Below are 21,112 nucleotides of genomic sequence, written 5' to 3'. Positions count from 1 at the left end.
CCGCCCGGCTCCTCCGGTCCGCCCTCGTCTCCGGCCGCCGATGTCGTATTCGGTGCGGCGGAGTCCGGCACGAGCCGTGTCGCCAGGTCCGCCTCGATGATCGGTGCGCCGCGATCGAGCGCGTCGAGCAGCCGATGGGCGTGGGCGATGATGCCGGACCCGTCGATGCCGTAAGGGAATTCGCCGGTAGGCGAGCTATCTCCTCGCAGATGGGCCTCGAGCCTGCCGATCGCCCGGGTGAGCAGGGTCCGCGCGCCCTTCGGATTGCCGCGCTGGAGGTGCGTGATACCCACCGCGTATTGCGCGAGACCCTGCCACAGCATCTTCTCAGCGAACGGCCCGTTCTTCCATGCGGCTTCCAGTACTTCGTGGGCATTGAAAGCAAGACCGTCGTCAAAAAGTTGCTGAGCGAAGGTGAGGGTTTGCTGGGGTGGCAGATTCAGATCATCCGGAATTCGCGGCACGCCGACGCTTCCGATCGGAAGGGGCCTGCCGAGGCGATCCCGCGGGCGTGGATTTCGTGCGCGACCTGCCTCGTCGCGTGGACGTTCGACCATAACCCTCATGATCCACGGTGTGCCGGCGGAATGGCACCCCGGGCGGTCCATGTGGAACGCCGACGAGTGTCATCACGAGACAATCACGGAGCCCGGAGGCCGGCACTCGGCGCCATTCCTCGGCGCGCTTACCATCGGCAATGCTTCGGCAAACAGTGTTCTTTGCAAGCTTGGCAAACTTGTAGAGCCCAATTGGCAAGAGCCGGGCAAACTCCCGGTCAAGCTGCTACTGTCTGAACCGCGGGGGTCGCCCTCGCAGGTGTTCTCACCTCGACCCCGATGGCGATGACAACGCACGGGAGAGTTGCGCGCTACCACCAGGCGCACCGCGGGAATCGGAAGTTGGTCACCGCATTCCGGTGCTAGTCAGCACGATCCGGGAATCAGATATCTCGTTTTCGACGCAGCAAAGGAGCTAGTGCCGTGGAAGTTGATGTGACGGGCGCTGTGTGGCGTAAGAGCTCATACAGTGGTCCCGACGGGAACTGCGTGGAAGTGGCATTTCTCGGCGACGGCAACGTAGCGGTCCGCGACACCAAGGACAACGGAATCGGCCCGGTGCTGGCTTTCACGCCGGGCGAATGGGATGCCTTCGTGAACGGGGTTTCCGCGGGGGAGTTCCGGCGCGGCTGAGTCGAGCCCGCTGGAACTGCAGCAGCCGGCCCCGAGTCATCGTTCGGACTCGGGGCCTTCGCGTCCTTTCGCCTCTGCCGATCGGCTCTCGACCAGGGGTTTCGGCACGGCAGAGAGGCATGCGCGGGTCCCGCGGAGGGACTGCTGCCGGATCGGGCGCCCGAGCCGGTGCGATGCGCCGATAAGGTCGTGCTGTGGATCGGATGGCCGCGCAGGATGCGACGATGTTCTGGTTGTCGAGGCGCAGCCGCAACGATCTGTTCCTGCTCTACGCTTTCGCCGATCTCGGCCGCCCGACCGCCGAACTGCGCTCCGCGATCCTGGCCCGCGCCGCCACCGTCCCCGACCTCGGTGTGCGGTTGCGCGAGGTGCCGGGTGACCTGGCCTATCCGTCATGGGTGCCGTGCGAGATCCTGCCCGACCAGTTCGTCGAACACGCGGGCGTCACGGATTGGGCGGGATTGCGGACGGCAGTGGGGGAGTTGCTCGGTACTGGAGTGGACGCGACTCGTCGCCCGTGGCGGCTGCACGTCTTCCGCGGGATCGCCGGGGCGCCGATGCGCCGTTCTGCCGAGGAGACCACCACCGTCGCCGTGCTGCAGATGTCGCACGCCCTGGTCGACGGGCGGCGCGCCACGGCAGCCGCGAGGGAACTGTTCGGCGGGGGAGCCGAACCCGGCGGTGGACTGCCCACGCCTGTGGGCCGAGGTTCGTCCTCCGGTCCGGTCGCGGCTGCGGGCCCGCGCCCGCCCGCCTGGTCGGACCGTCTCGCCGCGGCAGCGGGCGCACTGCTGCTGCCGGTGGCCGTGGCACGAACCTTCTATCACGGCTTCCGGTCCCATCGTGCGCGGGAACGACTGGCCGCGCTGACCGAAGCGGGCCTGGTGCCACCACCCGGTCCCGGCTTCGCCCCCACCGCCGTGAACGACGGCAGCGCGCCCCCGGTGTCCGCTCACACGGTCGACATGCTGGTCTTCGACAGTGACGACCTGCGCGTTCCGGGCCACACCCTCACCGTCGTCGTCCTCACCGCCGTGTCCATCGCCCTGCCGGAATACCTTGCCGCCGAGGGCGCGCCCGTCACCGACCTCGGCGCACAGGTGCCGATGGCGCTGCCGGGCAGAGGAAAGGGCCCCGCCCGCAACAACTATCGCAATCTCTCGATCGGCCTGTGCCTCGACGAACCCGATCTGCCCGCGCGCGCCGACAGGATCGCCACCTCCTTACGCGCCCGAAGCGAACGCGCCCGCCACCCGCTGCTGACGGCTCAGGACCAGGTCACCGCCGTCACCCCCGCCCTGTTCCTGCGCCGCGACGCCGACGGCTGGCCGCTGGACACGGTCCCGGCCGCCATCGCGGGCAACACCGTCGTCTCCAGCGTGAACCGCGGTCCCGCCGACCTCGTCTTCGGCGGTCCGGCTCGATTCAGCGCCGGTTTCCCCGCCGTCGGCTCGGTCATGCGCCTCACCCACGGCGTGCACGGACTCGGCGAGACGGTGACGATCTCCCTGCACGCCGACCCGGTGGTCGTCGGCGACGTCGAGGTCTACGCGGGATACCTGCGAGATGCGCTGCGCCGGACCGTCACTGCGCTTCGGTGACCGATTCTTGCGGGACCGTGATCCCAATGCCGCCCGGGTGCGCCGGCCGACCCGCGCGGCGACAGCCGCGCTCAGGCGTTGTCGAGCACCTGCTCGCGCTCCGGCTTGACCACATCCTTCAGCGGCTCGATGCCCAGTTCGGTGCGGGTGGCGTTGACCAGCGCCCGCTCCTGCTCGATCGCCTTGCGAATCGCCTTCTCCCACAGCGAGTTGATCTCGGTGAATTCTTCGCTGGTGGCCTCGTCGTCGAGCTGCAGCTTGAGATATTGCAGGGTGATGTTGCGGGCCGCGCCGAGTGTGCTCACCAAGTCTTCGCACTGGTTCGGGATCTTCGGCGTGGCGAGCAGGCGCAGCCGGTTGACGGTGCCGTTGCACCCCCACAGCGCCTCGTGGATGTCGTGACCGGCTCGCTCGAGCTCGAAGTCGTCGTCGACTTCCCAGCGATGGCACGACCACAGTTGCTGGCGGACCGAATTCGAGGTCTCCAGTACCGAGGACACCGCGGCGACGACCGCTTCGTGCCGCCACCGGTCGTGCTCACGTCGCTCACCCGCGTCGAGCGCGACCTCGGCTGCCTTCCTGGCTTCCTCGAGCGTCTGCTGATGCCGCTCGTCGGCCGCGTCGATCGCCCGCCGGTTCGTCGCGTTGTTCACCAGGAATCCGACGAGCGCCGCACCGGCGACGATCAGCGAACCGAGCACGGGTAGCCACTGAGTCACCCGCGCATCATCGCACCGATCTGTGTCGGCCGTCTCGCCGGTGCGCCCATTTCTTCGGCTCCGGAGGGGAGTCGATGCGGCGCCGCAACGTCGCGCGCAGCGAAAATCGAACCGCGGCAACATGGTTCGATATCCATCGATACCCGATCGCTATCCGTCCGGTTCACGGCGGTCGCCGGGTAGCCGCGGCGACCGCCGGAACCTCATGCGCCCCGGGCGAAGTCCGCCAGCAGCGTCGGCACCGCCGAATCGAACCCGGCGACGTCGAGCATCCCGGCGTCGCCGGGGTCGGCGATCGTGAAGTTCGTGGCGGTCATGCCGACCACGACGAGCTTCGCGTGCGGGTTGACCCGCTCCCGGTACCGGCGCAGCGCCTGGTGCGGATGCACCGACCCGGCCCATGTCTCGTTGTCGGTGTAGACCGAGAACACGTCGACCTCGACCCGGTGGTGCAGCGCCCACAGCATCGGCAGTGCGCAGTCGGTCGCGCCGAACGGAAGGTTCGACACCGCCCGGATCGCGTCGTCGAGCCGCATCCGGGGACTGATCGGCAACGGCGACAGCGCCCGGTGATCCGGCTTCCACCGATCGCCCCCGCCACCGGTGAACCCGAGCATCGTGTGCGCGGACTCGGTGGACGCGGTGATCAGCGCCAGCGCCGCCGTCGCCTCGCGCGCCGAGATCGGCAGCCCGGACACCCGCTGCGTCATCGACCCCGAGACGTCGAGAGCGAGCAGATGCCGCAGGCCCGTCGGCTCCACCGTCTCGAACGCCGCGTAGAAGGCGGCGTCGAGGGCATCGAGAATCGGCGCGGACGGTGTCCACTCGCCGGACCCGCGGGCGGCGTGCCCACTCGCGTAGGTGCGCAGCGCGACCAGCACCTGGATCGGGTGCACCCGCGACTTGCGCAACCGGACCGGATCACCGATCCGAGCGGCGATCGCCGCCGTGCGCTTCCCGAGCGGCGCGAGCAGCCCGAGCCGCGTCAGCCGGGGCAGCTGTCGCAACAGCGCGGTCTGCGGCAACCCGTTGTCCAGCAACGCTTCCCAGACAGCGGGCGTCGACAGCGCGGCATCGGGCAACATCTCCCACGACAGCCCGTAAGCGCGCACCAGCTCCGGGATCGCCTCGGGTGCGGCGGTGCTCGCCCGCTGGAATCCCTCGATCAGCCGCAGCCCGTCGAGCCCGGTCTCGCGTCCGCAGATCCAGTCGAACAGCCGCTTGCGGTCGTCCTCCCCGGTCACCGGATGCGCCAGCCGCAGCAGGTCGCGATGCGTCCAGCCCTCCCGCTGCCGGTACTTGACCACCTGATACGCAAGGTCGTCGACCGACTTCGTGGTGTACCAGCCCGCGACCGCGCGCCGCAGCCCGCGTCCCCAGCCACGGAACTGCTCGACGTAGCGAGCGAACAGGAACAGATGGGTGCCCGTGCGCGCGACCGCGGGCAGCGCGTCCAGCGCGAGCCGCCGCCCCTGCTCGTCACCCAGCGCCGTCGCCGCGGCCAGCGCGAGCAGCGCGGGATTCTGCTTCGGCGCCCGCCCGGCGGTGGAGATCGCGACGATCTCCGCGACCAGATCCGCGCAGCGCTCCCGCGCGAAGTACAGCACCACGGCCGCGTTGTCCTCGGTCAGCTCGTTCGCGTTCGCGTAGTACGTGCCGCCCTCGGTGCCCAGGGTGAGGAACCGGCGCAGCCTGACCTCCGGCGTCACCTCGAAGACGTAGCCACCGGCGTTGTCGCGCACCTGCCGCGAGTCGGCCTGCTTGTTCTGCGCGGTGCCGCGGAGACCGATGCCGGAAAGAATGTCCATGTCGTCCCTCCCCTGGACAACTCGTGACGGGCAGGGCGGGCATGGTGCGCCGGCCGGCGAGTCGGAAGGCCAGGCCTTCCGGCGGGAATCGAACCCACAGCGCCAGATAACCGACCGGCTCCGGCCCGCCCTGCGTCGTCGTTCGCGTGGACCTGTTCGGGTCCACGTCAGGTGGCAATCGGGACGAGCGGACATGTGCGCGCCGACCGACGTGGTGCTCTGCCAACTGAGCTACGGGAGCTCATGTGCTCCCGGCAGGACTCGAACCCGCGACATCCCCATGAGAAGTGGTAACCGACCGGACTCCGGCCCGCTCTCCCCGATTGCGTATCGAAAATGTAGGCCGTCGGGGATGGGCGGTGCAACGGAATATCGCGGTGTTGCCCGGTCGGATCCGGCCGCGGGTTGGCCGTCGCCGTCCGTATCGGCTAAACGCCGGTCAGCTCGACAAGCTTGGCATCGCGCGCCCTTGCGGGATGCCCGAGAGCAGCGGAGATCTTGACACCGCTCGGACACTGCTCGACCCAATCCAAGAACATCCCGATCGTGGCGGACGGGCCGGGACGTGCGTCGGTGGAGGAGGACATGTCGTCCGGCGAATCGACCAGTGCCGACGCTTCCTGAATCACGGAGGCCATCCGGACCCGGCCGTCGCCGCGAACGAAGAGGTTCGCGAACCCGCCCACAGCTCGCAACCGTCCGAGGACGGTCGACAGGGCCTCTTCCTCGAGAGCCACCACCACAGGGCAGCCGCCGTCGGAACCGGTCACCGGGAGGTCGTAATCGGAAAGCGCGCCACATGCGAGATTGTGGTTGACCTCGCGGCGGAACTCGTCCAGTTGCGATTGGTTCATCTCACGCTCCTTTGTCCCGAATAATACGCGCCCGCTTGTCGGCCATCGGTTCGACTTTCCGAAAAGCGCGCGCCACGTCGTCCACGTCATCGAGCCGGTAGAGGCTCCGTGGGGCGGTCTCGTCGTTGTCCGCGTGCAGGTGACAGTGCCCGTGGCAGCAGTCGAACCGTTCGACATCCGTCCACCCGCCCGGAGCGAGAACCCGGACATTGATGACGAAATCCACCAGCCGCCCATCACGGTGCCACAGGTTGAACTGCAGGCTCACGGAGTTGGTGTCGTCCACCGCCGACTCCCACTGCTTTGCCCGGCAGTCGGTCCGGTCCGGTGGTTCGTATAGCCCACAGGTGGAACCGAGTTGTTCGGACAGGGCGCGCTCGGCCTGACGAAGTGCCCTCTTGCTCTGTTGTCCGCGACGAACCACGGGGAGAGAGAATAGCGACGAGCTATCGCCTACGTATGGGATTCGGCCGGATTTCTCGCGGCGAGAAGCATTGAGCACCAATGCTTTCAGTGATCGTAGGCAGAAAGAGGCAAGGTCGCCGTCGTCTCACGTAGGGAAAGCGCTCGGCGAGTGAGCCAGTCACTCGCGCGCAGAACCCTCCGGCCACACCACATCGACCGGCACCCCACGCTCCCGCGCCAGCTCGACCACCGACGCCGTCCCACCAGCCTGCCCGGCGTCGCCGTCCCAGACCGCCACCAGCCGATCCACGCTGCCCAGCACGGCTTCGTTGGCGGCTTCGTAGGCGTCCCGGCTCGCGGTGTCGAAGTCCATCACCCGTACTTCTGTTGCGCGCCCGACGAGTTCGTCGAAGACCTCGGCATGGTCAGGCTTCACCTTCGCGGCCCGGTAATCCCGCGAAGGCAGGACCACCTCGAGTCGAGCTCCGGCATCGAGTACGGCGCGCGCGAACACCGAGTCCGCGCCGCGGGCGATGCACGAGACCCCGACCAGATCCGCCGCGTCATGCGCGGCGAGCAGTTCTCGCACGGCGGCGTAGACCTTCTTCGCCGTCTCCTCGGTGATGTTCATGTGTCCGGTCACGCCGATCCGCACCATCGCGGCTGTGCTCCTCACGCTCTCGCGGCGACCAGCGGCCGCATCCGCTCCCGCAGATCGGCTACCGCGCGCACCTTCACAAACTCTTCCGTGCGGTTGTACACCCGGACCAGCTTCTTCGCGACGCGGTCCGATGCGGTCTGCTCGACCACTGCGAGCGCGGCGTGCCCGACTCGACAGGCCTCTTCGACTTCGCCTTCGATCATGCGGGCTTCGGCCATGTTGAGTTGATCCAGCGCGGCCGAACGCCGTCGTGCGGGATCTCGGAGTGCCACCGCCTGCGCGATATTCTCGGCAGCCTCACCGGCGAACCTCGGTTCGCGCCGCGCCAGCTCGAGTAGCCTGCCGCCGATCGTGCCCGTCAGCTCGGAGGCGTCGAAATAGGTGATCCAGTGCGGATCGGGCATTCGGTCGGCCTCGGCGAGCGCCGAGTGCGCCTTGTCGCAGGTGCGACGGAACGCGGTAGTTCTGTCCAGTTTCGCGTAGGCCCACGCCTCACGGCTGTAGAGCATCGCCTCGCAGCGCGGGGTGAGATACCCGGCTCCGTAGTCCTGTGCCAGGCGAATGATCTCGAGCGCGTCAGTGGCCCGGTGCAGTGAAAGTAGCTGCCGTGCCATCCCGGCCAGTACGACCGCGCAGAACGCTCGGTCCTCGGCCTCGCGTGCAGCGCGAACTGCCAGCGCGTAGTAATGCTGTGCACGATACTGCTCGCCGGAATCCCAGGACATCATCGCCGCGGTCTCGGCGAGCTGGGCCATGACGCCGGCCAGTCGTGCGCGGACCTCGGCGGGATGTTGTACGCCGAGAAGATCGTTGACTTCCGCGATTTGTCCGATGACAGCCTTGCGCCGCAGCCCGCCACCGTACTGGTCGTCCCATGCGCGAAAGATGCGCGCGGCGTTCTCCAGCGCGGTAATCTCCGGTGTGCCGACACCCAGCCGCGACCGGCCGGGCGCAGTCGACATGCTGGTCTCGGCGAGCCAGCGCTCCAACGGCTCGAGCAGCTGCACACCGACCACGACGCCTAGTAGCGCGCGATTGAGCCGACGGCGATCGAACATCAGGTCCTCCCTGGTCAAGCTGGCGGCGACCCCGCAGGTCGTAGTTGTCCACACACCGGGCAGCCACTGCGCCTCCACCGTATCGGCGTGCGCGTGCGACAGGGCGTTCGTAGCCTCGGCGAACCGCGTCCGCTGTTCCGGGGTCGCTCGATCGAGCATCGTCACCATGATTTCCACGCATTTGTCCGACAGCGTGATGTCGTCGCCGAGCGCCCGCCACTTCCTCACCGTGGAAAGGGCTATTCCCGCCTTCTCGCTGAAACGAGCTCGAGTGAGCCCCAACGCTTCTCGGAGTGCCGTCGCATGCGCACCGGTCCATGTGACCCGCATACCCAGCTCTTGCCCCCTGCCGCCGCACCCGCATACCAGAAGTAGACCGGAGTAGACCACGAATTCGACCAGGGTAGACCGCGAAGGCATTCCAGGACTTCCCGTTTCGGGATTTGCTCGACGCAGGCCCCGACGCCGGGTGGGTGGCTTCACGAGTAGGACCTCGGCGTCGGGTGTCACCCATTCCACCGACGTCAGGGGATTGCGCTATGGCGACAGCGATCGGAGTTCTGGACCGCGATGTGTCCGGCGATCGTCACGGGAACGACCGAACCACCCTCCGCGCGGCCGCCGAAGCCGCCGGGCACACGCTCGCCACGATCGTGGAGATCGATGCCGAGACGTACATGCCGACAGTGGGTGTGCTCGAGCAACTGCATCGGCACCGGGCCGTGGTGGTGATCGCGCCGAGCGTGGACCACGTGTGGGCTGCTAGTCGCGCCTTGACCGAGCACGCGCGGGTGATCGTCTGCGATCCGTACGAGGTATGGCCGCGCGGACACCGCCGGCCGTCGATCGTGCCCGCCGCCCCGATGCGGCCGTGATGCTCCGGAGCGCCGGAATCGCCGCAGTGCTGGTGGTCGTTGCCGTCTACCTCGTCGCGGTGGGCTGGTTCCTTCGGGTATGCGCGGAAATGCGGCGTGCGGTTCATCGTCCCCGGAGTATCGAGATCGTCGCGGACCGGCCTGTCCTGGAATCGCCCGTCTCAGCGGCAGTCGGTCGATGCGATCGGGGTTCTCCTCCGTTCGTGCCGCCGGCGTTCGAGGCTCCGATACCTGCCGCTCAGGCTCCTGCCGATCGCATCGATCCGCTACTCGAGGTCGCTTTCTACCTGCGTGACATATTGCCGCGAGGCGGCAAACACAGAAGTCTCGCCGACCAGCGAATCGTCTTTCCCGCGCCGCACGCGAGAGCGCGACCTCCGGCGCGCGTGCCGTGACGCGAACTGTTCCGAGGTCAGCTCGAGGCGAGGTCGCCGTAGAACCGGCAGGCGGTGCGCCGCTGCGCCGCCTTCCATCAGGAAGTCGCTGCCGGTGATGATGAAGGCGCCGTCCGGGCCTATCAGGAGGGCGGCGAGGGTGGACACCTCGTCGGGGTGCCGGGCGGAAGCTGCCCTCGGAAAGGCAGAAGGCCGGGTCGGAGAAAGGCAGAAGGCCGGGTCGGAAGAGGAAACCTCGACCGACCCGGCCATCTGTGGCGGAGGATAGGGGATTTGAACCCCTGAGGGCGTTAACCCAACCCGCGTTCCAGGCGAGCGCCATAGGCCACTAGGCGAATCCTCCGTGGAGCAGCATAGCGGGTGGTGGCGGGTGGATGCCAAACCGGGGTCCGGCGGGAGTGCGGGTAGGGGGTGGGAGCGGGGAGTGCGGGGACCGGCTATAGTGGGCGACGGATCCCGCGCGGCGCGCATCCTGTGAACTCCCCCAGGGCCGGAAGGCAGCAAGGGTCAACGGGCTCTGCCGGGTGCGCGGGGTCCCCTTAAATTTCGCCCGATCGGCCCGGCTCGGTGCCACTTCCCGAGATCGATCGCTCGCGGGCTGCCTCCCGATCGCGACCTTTTCCGCGGCACGAGGGCGATAACCGCAGGCCGACGATCATCGGGCGGTGGGGCGGCCGCGGGCGCGGCGCTGCCCTCGTGCAAGGACCCCCACGGTGAGGCGGCTGCGGGTAACGTGAACACCGTCTCCGGCGTCGGCCGCACGGCCGCGGCGGATGTCACACATTTCCCCTCGCTGCTTGAAAGGCTGCCCAGGATGCCCCGGCAAACGCAGATCGGTTTGATGAGCCATGACGAGCTCGTGTCCGAACACGAGATCCAGTCCGCGAATTACGCGAAGCTCGAGACCGAGAAGCTCACGCTGGATCTGACCAGAGGCAAGCCCGCGCCCGAGCAGCTGGACCTGTCCAACGAGCTGCTGACGCTGCCCGGTGACGGCGATTTCCGCGACGGCACCGGCACCGACTGCCGCAACTACGGTGGGCTGCACGGCCTTCCCGAACTGCGCGCCATCTTCGGCGAGCTGCTGGGGATTCCGGTGGACAACCTGATCGCGGGCAACAACGCCAGCCTGGAGTTGATGCACGACACGATCGTGTACGCGATGCTCCACGGCACCGATGATTCCGAGCGGCGCTGGGCCGACGAGCCGGTGATCAAGTTCCTCTGCCCGGCCCCCGGCTACGACCGGCACTTCGCGATCACCGAATCGCTCGGCATCGAGATGATCGCCGTCCCGATGCTGCACGACGGCCCGGACACCGCGCAGATCGCCGAGTTGCTCGCCGATCCGGCGGTCAAGGGCCTGTGGGCGGTGCCGAACTACTCGAACCCGACCGGCGTCGTGTTCTCCGAAAGGGTTGTGCGGGAGCTGGTCTCGCTGCCCGCCGCCGCCCCGGACTTTCGGCTGTTCTGGGACAACGCCTACGCGGTGCACCCGTTGACCGACACCGCCGAACCGGTGCTCGACGTGCTGGGCATGGCGGCCGAGGCGGGTAACCCGAACCGGCCGATCGTGTTCGCGTCGACTTCGAAGATCACCTTCGCGGGCGCGGGCGTGAGCTTCCTCGGCGCGTCGAAGGCGAACCTGGATTGGTACCTCGGCCACGCCGGGAAGAAGAGCATCGGGCCGGACAAGATCAATCAGCTGCGTCACCTGCGGTTCTTCGGCGACGCCGAAGGCGTGCGGGCGCACATGCAGAAGCACAGGGAGATCCTGGAGCCGAAGTTCGCGCTGGTCCGCCGGATCCTGGAAGACCGCCTCGGCGCGTCGAAGGTGGCGTCGTGGACCGAGCCCAAGGGTGGGTACTTCATCAGCCTCGATGTGCCGGAGGGCACCGCGAGCCGGGTGATCGCGCTGGCGAAGAAGGCGGGCATCGCGCTGACCGCCGCGGGGTCGGCCTTCCCGTATCGGAATGATCCGGAGGACAAGAACATTCGCATCGCGCCGAGCTTCCCGAAGCTCGCCGAACTGGAGGTGGCGATGGACGGGCTGGCCACCTGCGTGCTGCTGGCGGCCACCGAGAAGGCGCTCGGCAAGTAGCGCGGAGCAGGCGCTCGGCACGCGGGTCCTCATGACGACGCGGCCCTCGGATCCACGGTGGATCCGAGGGCCGCTGTTCGTTCTGGGCGGGTCAGGCGGGCTTGTGGGCGAGGACGGCGAACATGGTCACCGAGAGGTGGATGTCGCCGGTGCGGGCGCCGCGCTCCAGGTCGGCGAGCAACTGGTTGCGCTCGGCCTCGGTGATCGAGCCGCGGGCCACCGCCATGGCGGAGATGCGATCGACCAGCGAGCCGGGGCCCGCGGCGCGGGTCTGCACCAGGGCGTGCGAACCGACCTCGTCGATCACCAGGCCGGCCTGGGTGAGCAGGCCGGGCAGCCTGCGGCCGGACAGCGGGTTGGTGGTGGCCGAGATCAGGGTCTCGATCACCTCGCGCACCACGCGCCGGTCGCCGGGATGCACGATGGCGGTGTCCCAGTCGACGTCGACCACGACGGTCCGCCCGCCCGGGCGCAGCACGCGGGCGATCTCGTTGGCCGCGCGGGCGGGGGCGGTCAGATGCTGGAAGACACGCTCGGACAGGACCGCGTCGAAGTAGTCCGCGCCGAACGGGATTCCGTAGGCGTCGCCGGAGTGGAACTTGGCGGTCGACCCCTTCTCGGCGGCCCGGCGTTCCGCGGAGGCGAGCAGGTGCGGGTCGGGTTCGACGCCGATGGCCTCGCCGGTCGGGCCGACCACATCGGCGAAGGCGAGGACTTCCGAGCCGGTGCCGGAACCGATGTCGACGGCGCGTTCGCCGGGATTCAGCGCCAGCGCCTGGTGGGCCCAGGTGCGTAGCCGCTGGATGCCGGGCAGGGCCGCTTGCAGGTCTCGAACGTCGACCAATTGATTCTGGCCCGCGCTGTCGAAGCGGTCCGGGCGCAAACCGGGAGTGTCCATGCGCGCTTGTCCGTCCGTCGGGATCACCGTCGTCATGCGCCGAGCGTACGCGGCGGCCCACCCGATCGCAGCGTCAGGTTGTGACTCGGGTCACCCTTGCGGTCATCCCGCGCAGAACTCGTTGCCCTCTGGATCGCGCATGACCCACCAGTGCCCGGCGGGGCCTTGGTCGACCTCGTTCACGCGGCTCGCGCCGAGGGCTTCCAATCGCGTCACCAGGGCGTCCATGCCGTCCGCGTCGGCGTGGATGTCGATGTGCAGGCGGTTCTTGACGGCCTTGGGTTCGGGGACGTCCTGGAAGAGGATGCGGCGGCCCCGGCCGATTCCGCTCACCGGGTCGAACGGGTCCTCGGGGTGACGGATGGCGGCGTAACCGCGGAAGATGCGGCGGCCGTTGTGCTCGGCGACCATGTCGTCGCCGACCTGGCCTGCCGTCAGCAAACGCTCGATGAGCGGGTCGGGATCCTCCACGTCGTAGCCGAGGGCCGCGGCCCAGAAGTCGGCCAGCGCAGGCGCGTTGCGGGTGTCGACGACGAGCTTCCAACTCAGTGCCATAGGCCGGGAAACTACCCGGGGGCACCGACATCCGGCGGCCGGACGCGCAGCGCGCCCGGCATCGGATCTCGCGCCCGACGTCGGCTGCCGTGGGCGCGAGGGAGGTGGGATGATCGAGGCAGGAATTGTCGGCTACCGCGAAGGGAACGATGGTGAGCGTTGCTTTGTGTCTGGCGCAGGAGCCCGAGGCGGACAAGTTGCTGTCGGAGAATTCGTTCGCGCTGCTCACCGGCATGCTGTTGGATCAACAGTATCCGCTCGAGCACGCGTTTCGCGGGCCGCGGAAAATCGCCGAGCGCATGGACGGATTCGATATCCGTCGCATCGCCGAGGCCGACCAGGCGGAATTCGAAGAGCTGTGCGCCACGCCGCCGGCGATTCACCGCTACGGCCGTTCGATGGCCAGGCGCACCCAGGATCTGGCCAGGTATGTGATCGAACACTACGACGGCGAGACCGAGCGCATCTGGACCGACGGCGACCCCGACGGTGCGACTGTCCTGCGCAGACTCGAGGATCTGCCCGGCTACGGCAAGCAGAAGGCGCGTATCTTCCTCGCCCTGCTCGGCAAGCAGCTCGGTGTGCGGCCGGACGGCTGGGAGAAAGCGGCGGGCGACTACTCCGAGCCGAATTCCCGGCGATCGGCCGCCGACATCACCGACGAACAATCGCTGCTCGAGGTGCGCGCGTTCAAGAAGCAGATGAAAGCGCAGGCGAAGGCGGCCGCGGGCGAATAGCCCGCGCTGATGAAAGTCCGGGCTGTCGAAAGCCCGGGCTGTTGGAATCTCGCTGCGTTTTTTCCTCCCGACGGTGAGCCGGTTGCCGGATGCTTGCGACCGAACAGCTCCACCGGATGAGGGATTGCAGCGCAGATGAAGAAGAGCAAGCTTGCCGTGCTCACGGCATTGGTGTCCGTCGTGGCCGGCATCGCCGGTGGCACCGCCCATGCCGCACCGGCGCAGGAGGGCGTGAACTTCACCGCCCGCGCCACCGATACGCAGTCGATCATCTCGATCGATTCCGGCTCGCTGGTCGTCGAGGACAACGCACTGAAGATCAAGGCCGCCAACGGCGACACCCTCGCGGGCACCCCGCTGACCTTCCGCATCGACGAGTTCGAGTTCCCGATCGCCGCGCAGATCAGCGATCGCACCGCTACCCTGACCCCGCGGATCTCCGTGGACGAGGCCGTCTACAAGCCGGTCGCCCTGCCCTACGAGGACAAGGCGCCCTGGAAGAGCGAATACGAGCGTGAGGTCGCCGCCTGGACCCGGCTGACCAGCACGATCACCATGGGCGCTGCCATCGGCACCCTGGTCGGCGGCCTCGGCGGCGGCGCACTGGGCTGCGTCCTGGGCGGCGTCGCGGGCGCCACCGTCGCCTCGGCGACCATCGTAGGCCTGTTCGGTCCCTTCGTCCCTGCCGCCGCGATCGGCTGCATCGGCGGCATCCTGGCCGTGGGCGCGATCGGCACGCTGGCCGGTCAGATCCTGGTGACCGCTCCTGTCGCGATCGGCGCCGCGATCCAGTACCTGACCACCGTCAACCAGCCGTTCACGCCTCCCGCCAAGTAGTTTCCGGCGCAATTCCGGCCCCGCCCAGCGCTTCTCGCGCCGGGCGGGGCCGTTGTCGTGGGCGGGACCCGATGAGGTTTGCTGTGGATTGCCCCACCGGAGGCGGCGCAAAGCTTGGTGCGGCGGCGACGGCGGTGTTACCTTTTCTTTATGTCTTCCGGCCGTCCCACCGCCACGCGGGTCACCTACGTGACCGCCGCGCTGGGTCTTCGGCTGCCGCCGACGCGGGAACTGTGTTGTTCCCGCCGTCGGCGCTGAGCTGTTCCTTCCTCGCTCACGCGCCACCGTCGCCGCACGTGTAGGCATGTCCCGTCCTCGGCCGGGCTTCAGCAAGGAAAACAGATGTCTCTTCCCATCCTGGAACGCTCCACTTCCCGGACCTCCATCGCACGCACCCGCACCCAGCGTCCGGTCGTCGCGCCCGAACTGCGTATCAGCGACAACCCCGCCGCCGCCGTGCTGCGCGCGGCCACCGGCGGTCCGGTCTCGCGCGACAATGCCGCGCGCACCACGGGTTCGAGCATCGCGACGGTGAACCGCCAGGTGTCGGCACTGCTCACGGCCGGTCTGCTGCGCGAGCGTCCCGACCTGACCACCCCCGGCGCGGTGGGCAGGCCGCGAGTGCCCTTCGAGGTCGACCACGACAGCTACCTGACCCTCGGCATCCACATCGGCGCCGTCTCCACCAAGATCGTGGCCGCCGACCTGCGCGGACGCATCATCGGTGGACTCGCCATCGCGACCCCGCAGACCGGCCAGGATTTCGCCACCACCACCATCGCCCGCAGCGCGAAAGCCTTTCTGCGCCGGTGGCATCGGCGTCGGGCCCTGTGGGCGGGCGTGGCCGTCGGCGGCCGGGTCGACCCGCACGGCGGCACCGTGGACCATCCCGTCCTGGGATGGCAGGGCGCGCATCTGGGAGCTGTCCTCGCCGAGGTGCTCGAGCTGCCGGTCTCGGTGGCACCGCACGTCGAGGCGATGGCCGCCTCCGAACTGCTGCTGCCCGTCCCACAGCCCGGCCGCGCGCCCGAGCGTGGCGCCGGACTGTTCTTCTACGTGCGCGAAACCGCCGGTGTCGCGGTCACTCTCGACGGCCGGGTGCATACCCCGAGCAGCGGGCCCGGTTCCATCGCGCACCTGCCCACCGGCTCGGAGGTGACCTGCTCCTGCGGCAGGCGCGGCTGCCTGGAGGCCACTGTCGGCGACCGTGCCCTGGTAGCGCGGGCGGTCGGCAAGGGAATCATCCCGGCGCACAACGGAACCGCGGGTTCGACCATCACCGATCTCTACAACGCCGCCGCCGAGGGGTCGGGTCCGGCGCACGATCTGCTGGTCGAGCGGGCGACGGTCCTGGGCAACGCGGTCGCGCTGGTGAGCGACATGCTCAACCCCGACCGGGTCATCCTGGGCGGTCAGGCCTTCACCGGCTACCGTCCCGGCGTCGCGCACGTCGCCAAGGCCTTCCGCAGCGCCTCGGCCCTGCCGCCCACCGACATCCGGATCAGCGGATTCGGCGGCAAGGTGCAGGAATTCGCGGCCGTGGTGGCATCGCTGAGCAGCCTGTACGCGGACCCGCTCGCGGCGATGCGCCGTCTCGCGGCGGCGGAGTGAGCCCGCGCGTCGTTCGAACGCGCGGGGTGATCTCGGCATCCGAAACGCACTCGAGGCCCGGCGGGGATCGTCCCACCGGGCCTCGAGGCCGCCGAGCGTTGATCGCGCAAGGATGCGACCGCGTCCGGAATGCCGGTCAGACCTTGGGAGTGTGGAACAGCCCCTCGACGGCGGTGATGAAGAACGGGAAGTCGCCGGCGAATCGCTGCAGGTCGCGGTCGCGTTCGTAGCCGCCGAACCAGTAGAGGCCGGGATGGGAGTCGTCGCTGGGGTCGATCGAGCGGAAGGTGCGCACCCAACTGTCGACGCGGCCCGAGGCCACGGTGTAGGGCAGGGCGCGGGAGAAGACCGTCTCCCGATCGGTGGCGGGAATGTGGTCGATGCCGATCGCGTCGAGGCCGCGTTGCAGGGCGCGGACCCGGCGGGCGATGTCGCTGCCGAGCGCGGTCCTGGCGGGCAGGTACTTGGGCAGCAGCATGACGGCCACGCCCGCGAGCAGGATGGCGACGCCGACCAGGGCGTAACCGGAGGTCACCGCGAGGCCGACGGTGGCGAGCACGCCCGCGACGGCGAGGCCGCCGCCGAACCAGAGGCAGGGGCCGGGGCGGGTGCGGTCGACGAAGGTGCCGCGGTCCACCGAGTCGGCGATCATCGCCGCACGGACCGAATCCTGCTGGGCGCGACCGGAATCGCGCACTTCGCGCAGCGTGACCGCATCCACGCCGTCGGGCAGCAGGGCGCGGTAGACGGCCTGCTCGTAGGCGCGCAGCTGGTCGTCGGGTTCGTTGATCCGGGTGATCCGCCAGTCGCTCTCGGCGATCCGGGTGATCCACAGATAGCGGCGCACCGCCAGATCGACCACGGTGGCGGCGATGTCGATCGGGTCGACGTGTTCGTCGAGCAGCAGTCCGGCTTCGCCGGGCAGGATGCCCTCGGGCGAGATGAACCGGACATGCCCGTCCGCGCGGTCCAGCGGGTCGATCACGTCGGAACCGGTGCTCGCCGACTCGTTCTCGCGCCTGGCCCGCCAGACCAGCGCGGCCAGCGCGGCGAGCACGGCGGCAAGGACGCCGAAGGCCGCCAGCACCGGCGCGGTGACCGAGAACGGTCCCGGCGCGTTGTGGTCGATCACGTCGGCGTTGGCGGGCACCGTGCCGGGGGGAACCTGCACGGTGAGGTCGATGGCGTCGCCCTTGCGGATGTCGGTCTGCTCGAGATGCAGCACGCCGATCGCCTCGGTGCGCACGTCGGCGCAGGGGCGGGTGTTGCCGGGCGGGCCGAGCGTGCAGTCCACGATGGCCAGCTCGTAGCTGGGCGCCACCAGTGCGGCGCTGATCGAGGCGATGTCGGTGTCGACCACGCCGAGCCAGTGGAACACCTGGCTGTTCGGGGCGTCGCCGACGGTGTTGTGCACCGAGTAGCGGAAGGTCGATTCCCCGGGCGGGGCGATGATGGTGAACCGGTCGTCGGCGGTTGTGGTGGAACCCACGCCGGTGGTCTCCACGTCGGTGACCCGGAAGCGACGCTCCACGTCCGGTTCGACCTGTAGGCGCAACGGCAGCGACATCCGGAATTCGTCCCCCTCGGGGACGGTGACCTTCTCCTCGACCTGCAGGACCCCCTGGGTGTCGAGCAGCAGGTCGGCGACGATGGTGATGCCCGGAGGCTGCTCGGCCCGGGCAAGCGGGGCGGTGGCCGATATCCCCGCGGCTGCCAGCATCAGCGCGCCCGCAGCGGCCCCCCGAAAACTCAACATGGCTGCCTACTCTAATAGGGTTGGTATCCTTCGCCCGCGGCTGTTCTCGCGCAACGGCCGGCGGCGATTCGAGCATGGAGGGGCAGGGGGAGTGACCCAACCACCGCACGGCTACGGACCCGATCCATCCGGTGGCCGCCCGGTCCCGCCGATCCCTGGTCAGGGCGGTTCTCCCGGTTACGGGCAGCAGCCCGGTCACCGGCCCGCGCAGTACCCCGGCCGCGGTAGGCAACCCGGTCACGGACCGCGCCCGAATCACGGTCGGCAGCCCGGATACGCTCCACCGCAAGCCTATTCGCAGCCAGGGGCATACTCCGCGCCGCCGCAGTCCCCGCCGCCGCAGTCCCCGCCGCCGCAGCGGCCCGCCTACCCGCCGGGGTACGGACCGCAGCGGGCCTACCGGCCGCCGATGCCGCCCCCCATGCCCTACGGTCCGCCGGGTCGTGGTTCGCAGCAGCCGCCCCGCAAGAGCGGTGGCGGTGGCCGGTGGCTGGCGGTGTTGCTGGTGATCGCGGTGGTGGTCGTCGGCGGGCTGGTGCGTGCCGCGGTCCGGCTCGATCTCACCGAGCATCGCGCCACCGGTCCTACCCCCGGCTTCACCTACGACCCCGACGGGACGGCCGCTTCCGAATCCGCGAGCAACCCGTTGCTCACCGATCCGGATCTGACCTTGATCCCGGCGAACTGCGACTACGCGCCGTGGGGCACCCAGGTGAGTGTCGCGCGCGCGTTCTTCGACAGTGCCGCCGCCTGTCTGGAAGACGCGTGGAAGCCGGTGCTCGCGGACGCGGATCTGTCGTTCACGCCGCCCGCGCTGGAGGTCAGCGCGACCACCGAGGGCATCTCCACCCCGTGCACCGGCACCACCACCAATTTCGCCGCCTTCTACTGCCCGGCGAACAAGACCATCTACATGCCGGTCAGCCAGTTGCAGACCGATCTGTTCAAGGACAACTGGGTGGTGTACCTGTCGGTGTTCGCCCACGAGTACGGCCACCACGTCCAGGCGATGTCGGGGATTCTGCGCAAGGCCAACAGCGAGCGAGTCGAAGCGGGCGTCCGCAGCGACCGCGGACTCGAGCTCTCGCGCCGCATCGAGTTGCAGGCGCAGTGCTTCGACGGCATGTATCTCGGGTCGTCGCAGGAAGGGGGTGCGCTGAGCAGCTCGCAGATCAGCCTGGCGATCCGCGATGCGAACGGTCGCGGTGACGCCCCGACCGACTCGCCCGACCACGGCAGTCCGGACAACAGCGGCAACTGGTTCGAGATCGGTGTGGAGCACAACCGCGCCGCGCAGTGCAACACCTTCGCCGCTCCGGCCGAAGCGGTGAGCTGAGCTGTTCCTCCGCCAACTCCCGGCTCCTCCCTACCTCGTCGGGCCCCGGCAGTAGTCTCGGGCTGTGGCTCTGTACCGGAAGTACCGACCGGCGACATTCGCGGAAGTGGTGGGGCAGGAGCACGTCACCGAACCGCTGAGTACCGCGCTGGACACCGGCCGGATCAATCACGCCTACCTGTTCTCCGGTCCGCGCGGTTGCGGTAAGACGTCCTCGGCTCGCATCCTGGCCCGCTCGCTCAACTGCGAGCAGGGTCCGACCGCCAGCCCGTGCGGGCGCTGTGAGTCGTGCGAGGCGCTGGCGCCCGGCGGGCCGGGCAATCTCGACGTCATCGAACTCGACGCCGCCAGCCACGGCGGCGTCGACGACACCCGTGAACTGCGCGACCGCGCCTTCTACGCGCCCGCCACCTCGCGCTACCGGGTGTTCATCGTCGACGAGGCGCACATGGTGACCACCGCGGGTTTCAACGCGCTGCTCAAGATCGTCGAGGAGCCGCCCGCCCATCTCATCTTCATCTTCGCCACCACCGAACCGGACAAGGTGTTGCCGACGATCCGCTCGCGCACCCACCACTACCCGTTCCGGCTGCTGCCGCCCGCCACCATGCGCGGACTGCTCGGGCGGATCTGCGAGCAGGAGCACGTCGCCGTCGAGGAAGCGGTGTATCCGCTGGTCATCCGGGCGGGCGGCGGTTCTCCCCGTGACAGCCTCAGCGTCCTCGACCAGCTGCTCGCCGGTGCGGGCGAAGAAGGCGTGACCTACCGCCGCGCGGTCTCGTTGCTCGGTGTCACCGATGTGGCCCTGATCGACGACGCGGTGACGGCGCTGGCGGGCAACGACGGCGCGGCGCTGTTCGGGACCATCGACCGGGTGATGGAGGCCGGGCACGATCCGCGTCGTTTCGCCGTCGACCTGCTCGAGCGGTTCCGTGACCTGATCCTGCTGCAAGCGGTGCCCGACGCGGTCGAGCGCGGTCTGGTCGCCGGCCCCGGCGATGTGCTCGACCGGATGCGGGAACAGGCCGACAGCATCGGTCCGGCCGGGCTGACCCGCTTCGCCGAACTGCTGCACGAGGGGCTCGGCGAGATGCGCGGGGCCACCGCGCCCCGCTTGCTGCTCGAGGTCGTGTGCGCGCGGATGCTGTTGCCCGCTGTCTCCGACAGCGAGGCGGCCACGCTGCAACGGCTCGAACGGCTCGAACGCAGCGTGGCGAGCGGGGGCGCACTCGCGGCCGTGCCCGTCCCGGCCGGACCGGCCGTCGAATCCGCCGCCGCACCGGTCGCCCGGCCGAGCGCAGGCGATCTGTCGCGTCGGCGCGGGGCGGAAGTCCTCGCCGCCGTGCGTCAGAGCAAGGGCAAGGACGCCGCGCCGGGGCCTGCCTCCTCCGGGGCGGGCCCGGTCTCTTCGCCCGTGCGTGATCTGCCGGTCACGGGTGATCCAGCGGTCAAGGGTGATCCGGCGGGCAAGGGTGATCCGGCGGGCGCCGGGGCGGCCGCGCTCCCACCGCCGGTGAAGCACGATCCACTGACGCACGATCCACACGACTCCACGACGGGCGGAACCGGCGACGCGCGTCCGGACGACCCCGCGGTCGACACCGGCGGATCGGCGCCGTCCGGCGGTGACGAGCACATGCGGGACTCCGCCGCGCAGGCCGCGTCGACCGGCGGCGTGCCCGCGGCGCCGCGGGACGGACAGCCGGCCGGCGCGC

General features: G+C 69.2%; 19 protein-coding genes, 1 tRNA gene, 1 other RNA gene and 1 pseudogene. 10 read left to right on the top strand and 12 right to left on the bottom strand.

Translation table 11 applies throughout. The annotated features are described in order from the left end of the window. Positions 1-71: 71 nt before the first annotated feature. Positions 72-557, bottom strand: a pseudogene (locus tag NS3_RS10835) (DUF309 domain-containing protein); the annotation flags it as partial. A 423-nt stretch (positions 558-980) separates the two neighbouring features. Here NS3_RS10835 and NS3_RS10830 point away from each other — a divergent pair. Both NS3_RS10830 and NS3_RS10825 read left to right on the top strand, forming a co-directional pair. After that, positions 981-1,190 carry a DUF397 domain-containing protein gene (locus NS3_RS10830; RefSeq protein WP_067857679.1) on the top strand — a complete coding sequence of 70 codons (210 nt, stop codon included), beginning with the start codon at positions 981-983 and terminating at the stop codon, positions 1,188-1,190. 224 nt (positions 1,191-1,414) lie between these two features. Then, a complete protein-coding gene (locus NS3_RS10825; RefSeq protein WP_169811630.1) occupies positions 1,415-2,791 on the top strand; it encodes a wax ester/triacylglycerol synthase domain-containing protein in 1,377 nt (458 codons plus the stop codon). A 71-nt stretch (positions 2,792-2,862) separates the two neighbouring features. On the opposite strand, the gene NS3_RS10820 is transcribed toward NS3_RS10825, so the two are convergent. The 6 genes from NS3_RS10820 to NS3_RS29775 form a co-directional block, all read right to left on the bottom strand. Next, a complete protein-coding gene (locus NS3_RS10820) occupies positions 2,863-3,510 on the bottom strand; it encodes a hypothetical protein (protein ID WP_157101277.1) in 648 nt (215 codons plus the stop codon). A 203-nt stretch (positions 3,511-3,713) separates the two neighbouring features. Continuing rightward, complete coding sequence (locus NS3_RS10815; RefSeq protein ID WP_067857671.1) at positions 3,714-5,318, bottom strand: TROVE domain-containing protein; 1,605 nt, start codon at positions 5,316-5,318, stop codon at positions 3,714-3,716. Positions 5,319-5,746: 428 nt separating this feature from the next. Beyond that, positions 5,747-6,172, bottom strand: a complete 426-nt coding sequence (locus NS3_RS10810; RefSeq protein ID WP_067857668.1) for a hypothetical protein — start codon at positions 6,170-6,172, stop codon at positions 5,747-5,749. Position 6,173: 1 nt separating this feature from the next. Continuing rightward, positions 6,174-6,458: a DUF7718 family protein gene (locus NS3_RS10805; protein ID WP_067857665.1), complete on the bottom strand. Its 285-nt coding sequence runs from the start codon at positions 6,456-6,458 to the stop codon at positions 6,174-6,176. A 297-nt stretch (positions 6,459-6,755) separates the two neighbouring features. Next, positions 6,756-7,235 (bottom strand): hypothetical protein, encoded by a 480-nt coding sequence (locus tag NS3_RS10800; RefSeq protein ID WP_067857662.1) that lies wholly within the window; start codon positions 7,233-7,235, stop codon positions 6,756-6,758. 14 nt (positions 7,236-7,249) lie between these two features. Then, complete coding sequence (locus NS3_RS29775) at positions 7,250-8,806, bottom strand: NsdA family TPR-like regulatory protein (protein WP_218018221.1); 1,557 nt, start codon at positions 8,804-8,806, stop codon at positions 7,250-7,252. A gap of 29 nt (positions 8,807-8,835) precedes the next feature. Here NS3_RS29775 and NS3_RS10790 point away from each other — a divergent pair, with 29 nt between their 5' ends. Continuing rightward, positions 8,836-9,171 carry a hypothetical protein gene (locus NS3_RS10790; RefSeq protein WP_067857659.1) on the top strand — a complete coding sequence of 112 codons (336 nt, stop codon included), beginning with the start codon at positions 8,836-8,838 and terminating at the stop codon, positions 9,169-9,171. A 266-nt stretch (positions 9,172-9,437) separates the two neighbouring features. Here the strand turns inward: NS3_RS10790 and NS3_RS29770 are convergent, their stop codons facing one another. Further along, positions 9,438-9,818 (bottom strand): hypothetical protein, encoded by a 381-nt coding sequence (locus tag NS3_RS29770; protein ID WP_067857656.1) that lies wholly within the window; start codon positions 9,816-9,818, stop codon positions 9,438-9,440. 3 nt (positions 9,819-9,821) lie between these two features. Beyond that, positions 9,822-9,909: transfer RNA gene (locus NS3_RS10780), tRNA-Ser, on the bottom strand. Positions 9,910-10,014: 105 nt separating this feature from the next. Between NS3_RS10780 and ffs the strand changes: the two genes are divergently transcribed. Continuing rightward, positions 10,015-10,109, top strand: an RNA gene (gene ffs, locus NS3_RS10775) — signal recognition particle sRNA small type. 271 nt (positions 10,110-10,380) lie between these two features. Beyond that, on the top strand, positions 10,381-11,667 hold the full coding sequence (locus tag NS3_RS10770; protein WP_067858153.1) for an aspartate aminotransferase type Ic: 1,287 nt from the start codon (positions 10,381-10,383) through the stop codon (positions 11,665-11,667). Positions 11,668-11,758: 91 nt separating this feature from the next. Here NS3_RS10770 and NS3_RS10765 read toward each other — a convergent pair whose 3' ends face one another. Both NS3_RS10765 and NS3_RS10760 read right to left on the bottom strand, forming a co-directional pair. Further along, positions 11,759-12,565: a class I SAM-dependent methyltransferase gene (locus tag NS3_RS10765; RefSeq protein ID WP_067858150.1), complete on the bottom strand. Its 807-nt coding sequence runs from the start codon at positions 12,563-12,565 to the stop codon at positions 11,759-11,761. Positions 12,566-12,667: 102 nt separating this feature from the next. Then, positions 12,668-13,120 carry a VOC family protein gene (locus NS3_RS10760; protein ID WP_067857653.1) on the bottom strand — a complete coding sequence of 151 codons (453 nt, stop codon included), beginning with the start codon at positions 13,118-13,120 and terminating at the stop codon, positions 12,668-12,670. A 149-nt stretch (positions 13,121-13,269) separates the two neighbouring features. Here NS3_RS10760 and NS3_RS10755 point away from each other — a divergent pair, with 149 nt between their 5' ends. From NS3_RS10755 to NS3_RS10745, 3 genes are all read left to right on the top strand, one after another. Beyond that, positions 13,270-13,857, top strand: a complete 588-nt coding sequence (locus NS3_RS10755; protein WP_067857650.1) for an HhH-GPD-type base excision DNA repair protein — start codon at positions 13,270-13,272, stop codon at positions 13,855-13,857. 135 nt (positions 13,858-13,992) lie between these two features. After that, entirely contained in the window at positions 13,993-14,694 is a 702-nt protein-coding gene (locus NS3_RS10750) for a DUF8020 domain-containing protein (RefSeq protein ID WP_067857647.1), read from the top strand. A 342-nt stretch (positions 14,695-15,036) separates the two neighbouring features. Beyond that, on the top strand, positions 15,037-16,305 hold the full coding sequence (locus NS3_RS10745) for an ROK family protein (RefSeq protein ID WP_067857644.1): 1,269 nt from the start codon (positions 15,037-15,039) through the stop codon (positions 16,303-16,305). Positions 16,306-16,441: 136 nt separating this feature from the next. On the opposite strand, the gene NS3_RS10740 is transcribed toward NS3_RS10745, so the two are convergent. Then, positions 16,442-18,061 (bottom strand): DUF2207 family protein, encoded by a 1,620-nt coding sequence (locus tag NS3_RS10740; RefSeq protein ID WP_067857639.1) that lies wholly within the window; start codon positions 18,059-18,061, stop codon positions 16,442-16,444. Between the two features lie 409 nt (positions 18,062-18,470). Between NS3_RS10740 and NS3_RS10735 the strand changes: the two genes are divergently transcribed. Continuing rightward, positions 18,471-19,397, top strand: a complete 927-nt coding sequence (locus NS3_RS10735; RefSeq protein ID WP_067857636.1) for a neutral zinc metallopeptidase — start codon at positions 18,471-18,473, stop codon at positions 19,395-19,397. Between the two features lie 64 nt (positions 19,398-19,461). Next, positions 19,462-21,112 (top strand): DNA polymerase III subunit gamma and tau (locus NS3_RS10730; RefSeq protein ID WP_245649555.1); only part of this gene is annotated, 1,651 nt, incomplete at its 3' end.

This window comes from Nocardia shimofusensis NBRC 100134 (genome assembly GCF_001613125.1).
In the GTDB taxonomy this organism is placed as follows: domain Bacteria; phylum Actinomycetota; class Actinomycetes; order Mycobacteriales; family Mycobacteriaceae; genus Nocardia; species Nocardia shimofusensis.
Note: the sequence above shows the minus strand (reverse complement) of the source record. Positions and strands in the feature narration are given on the sequence as shown.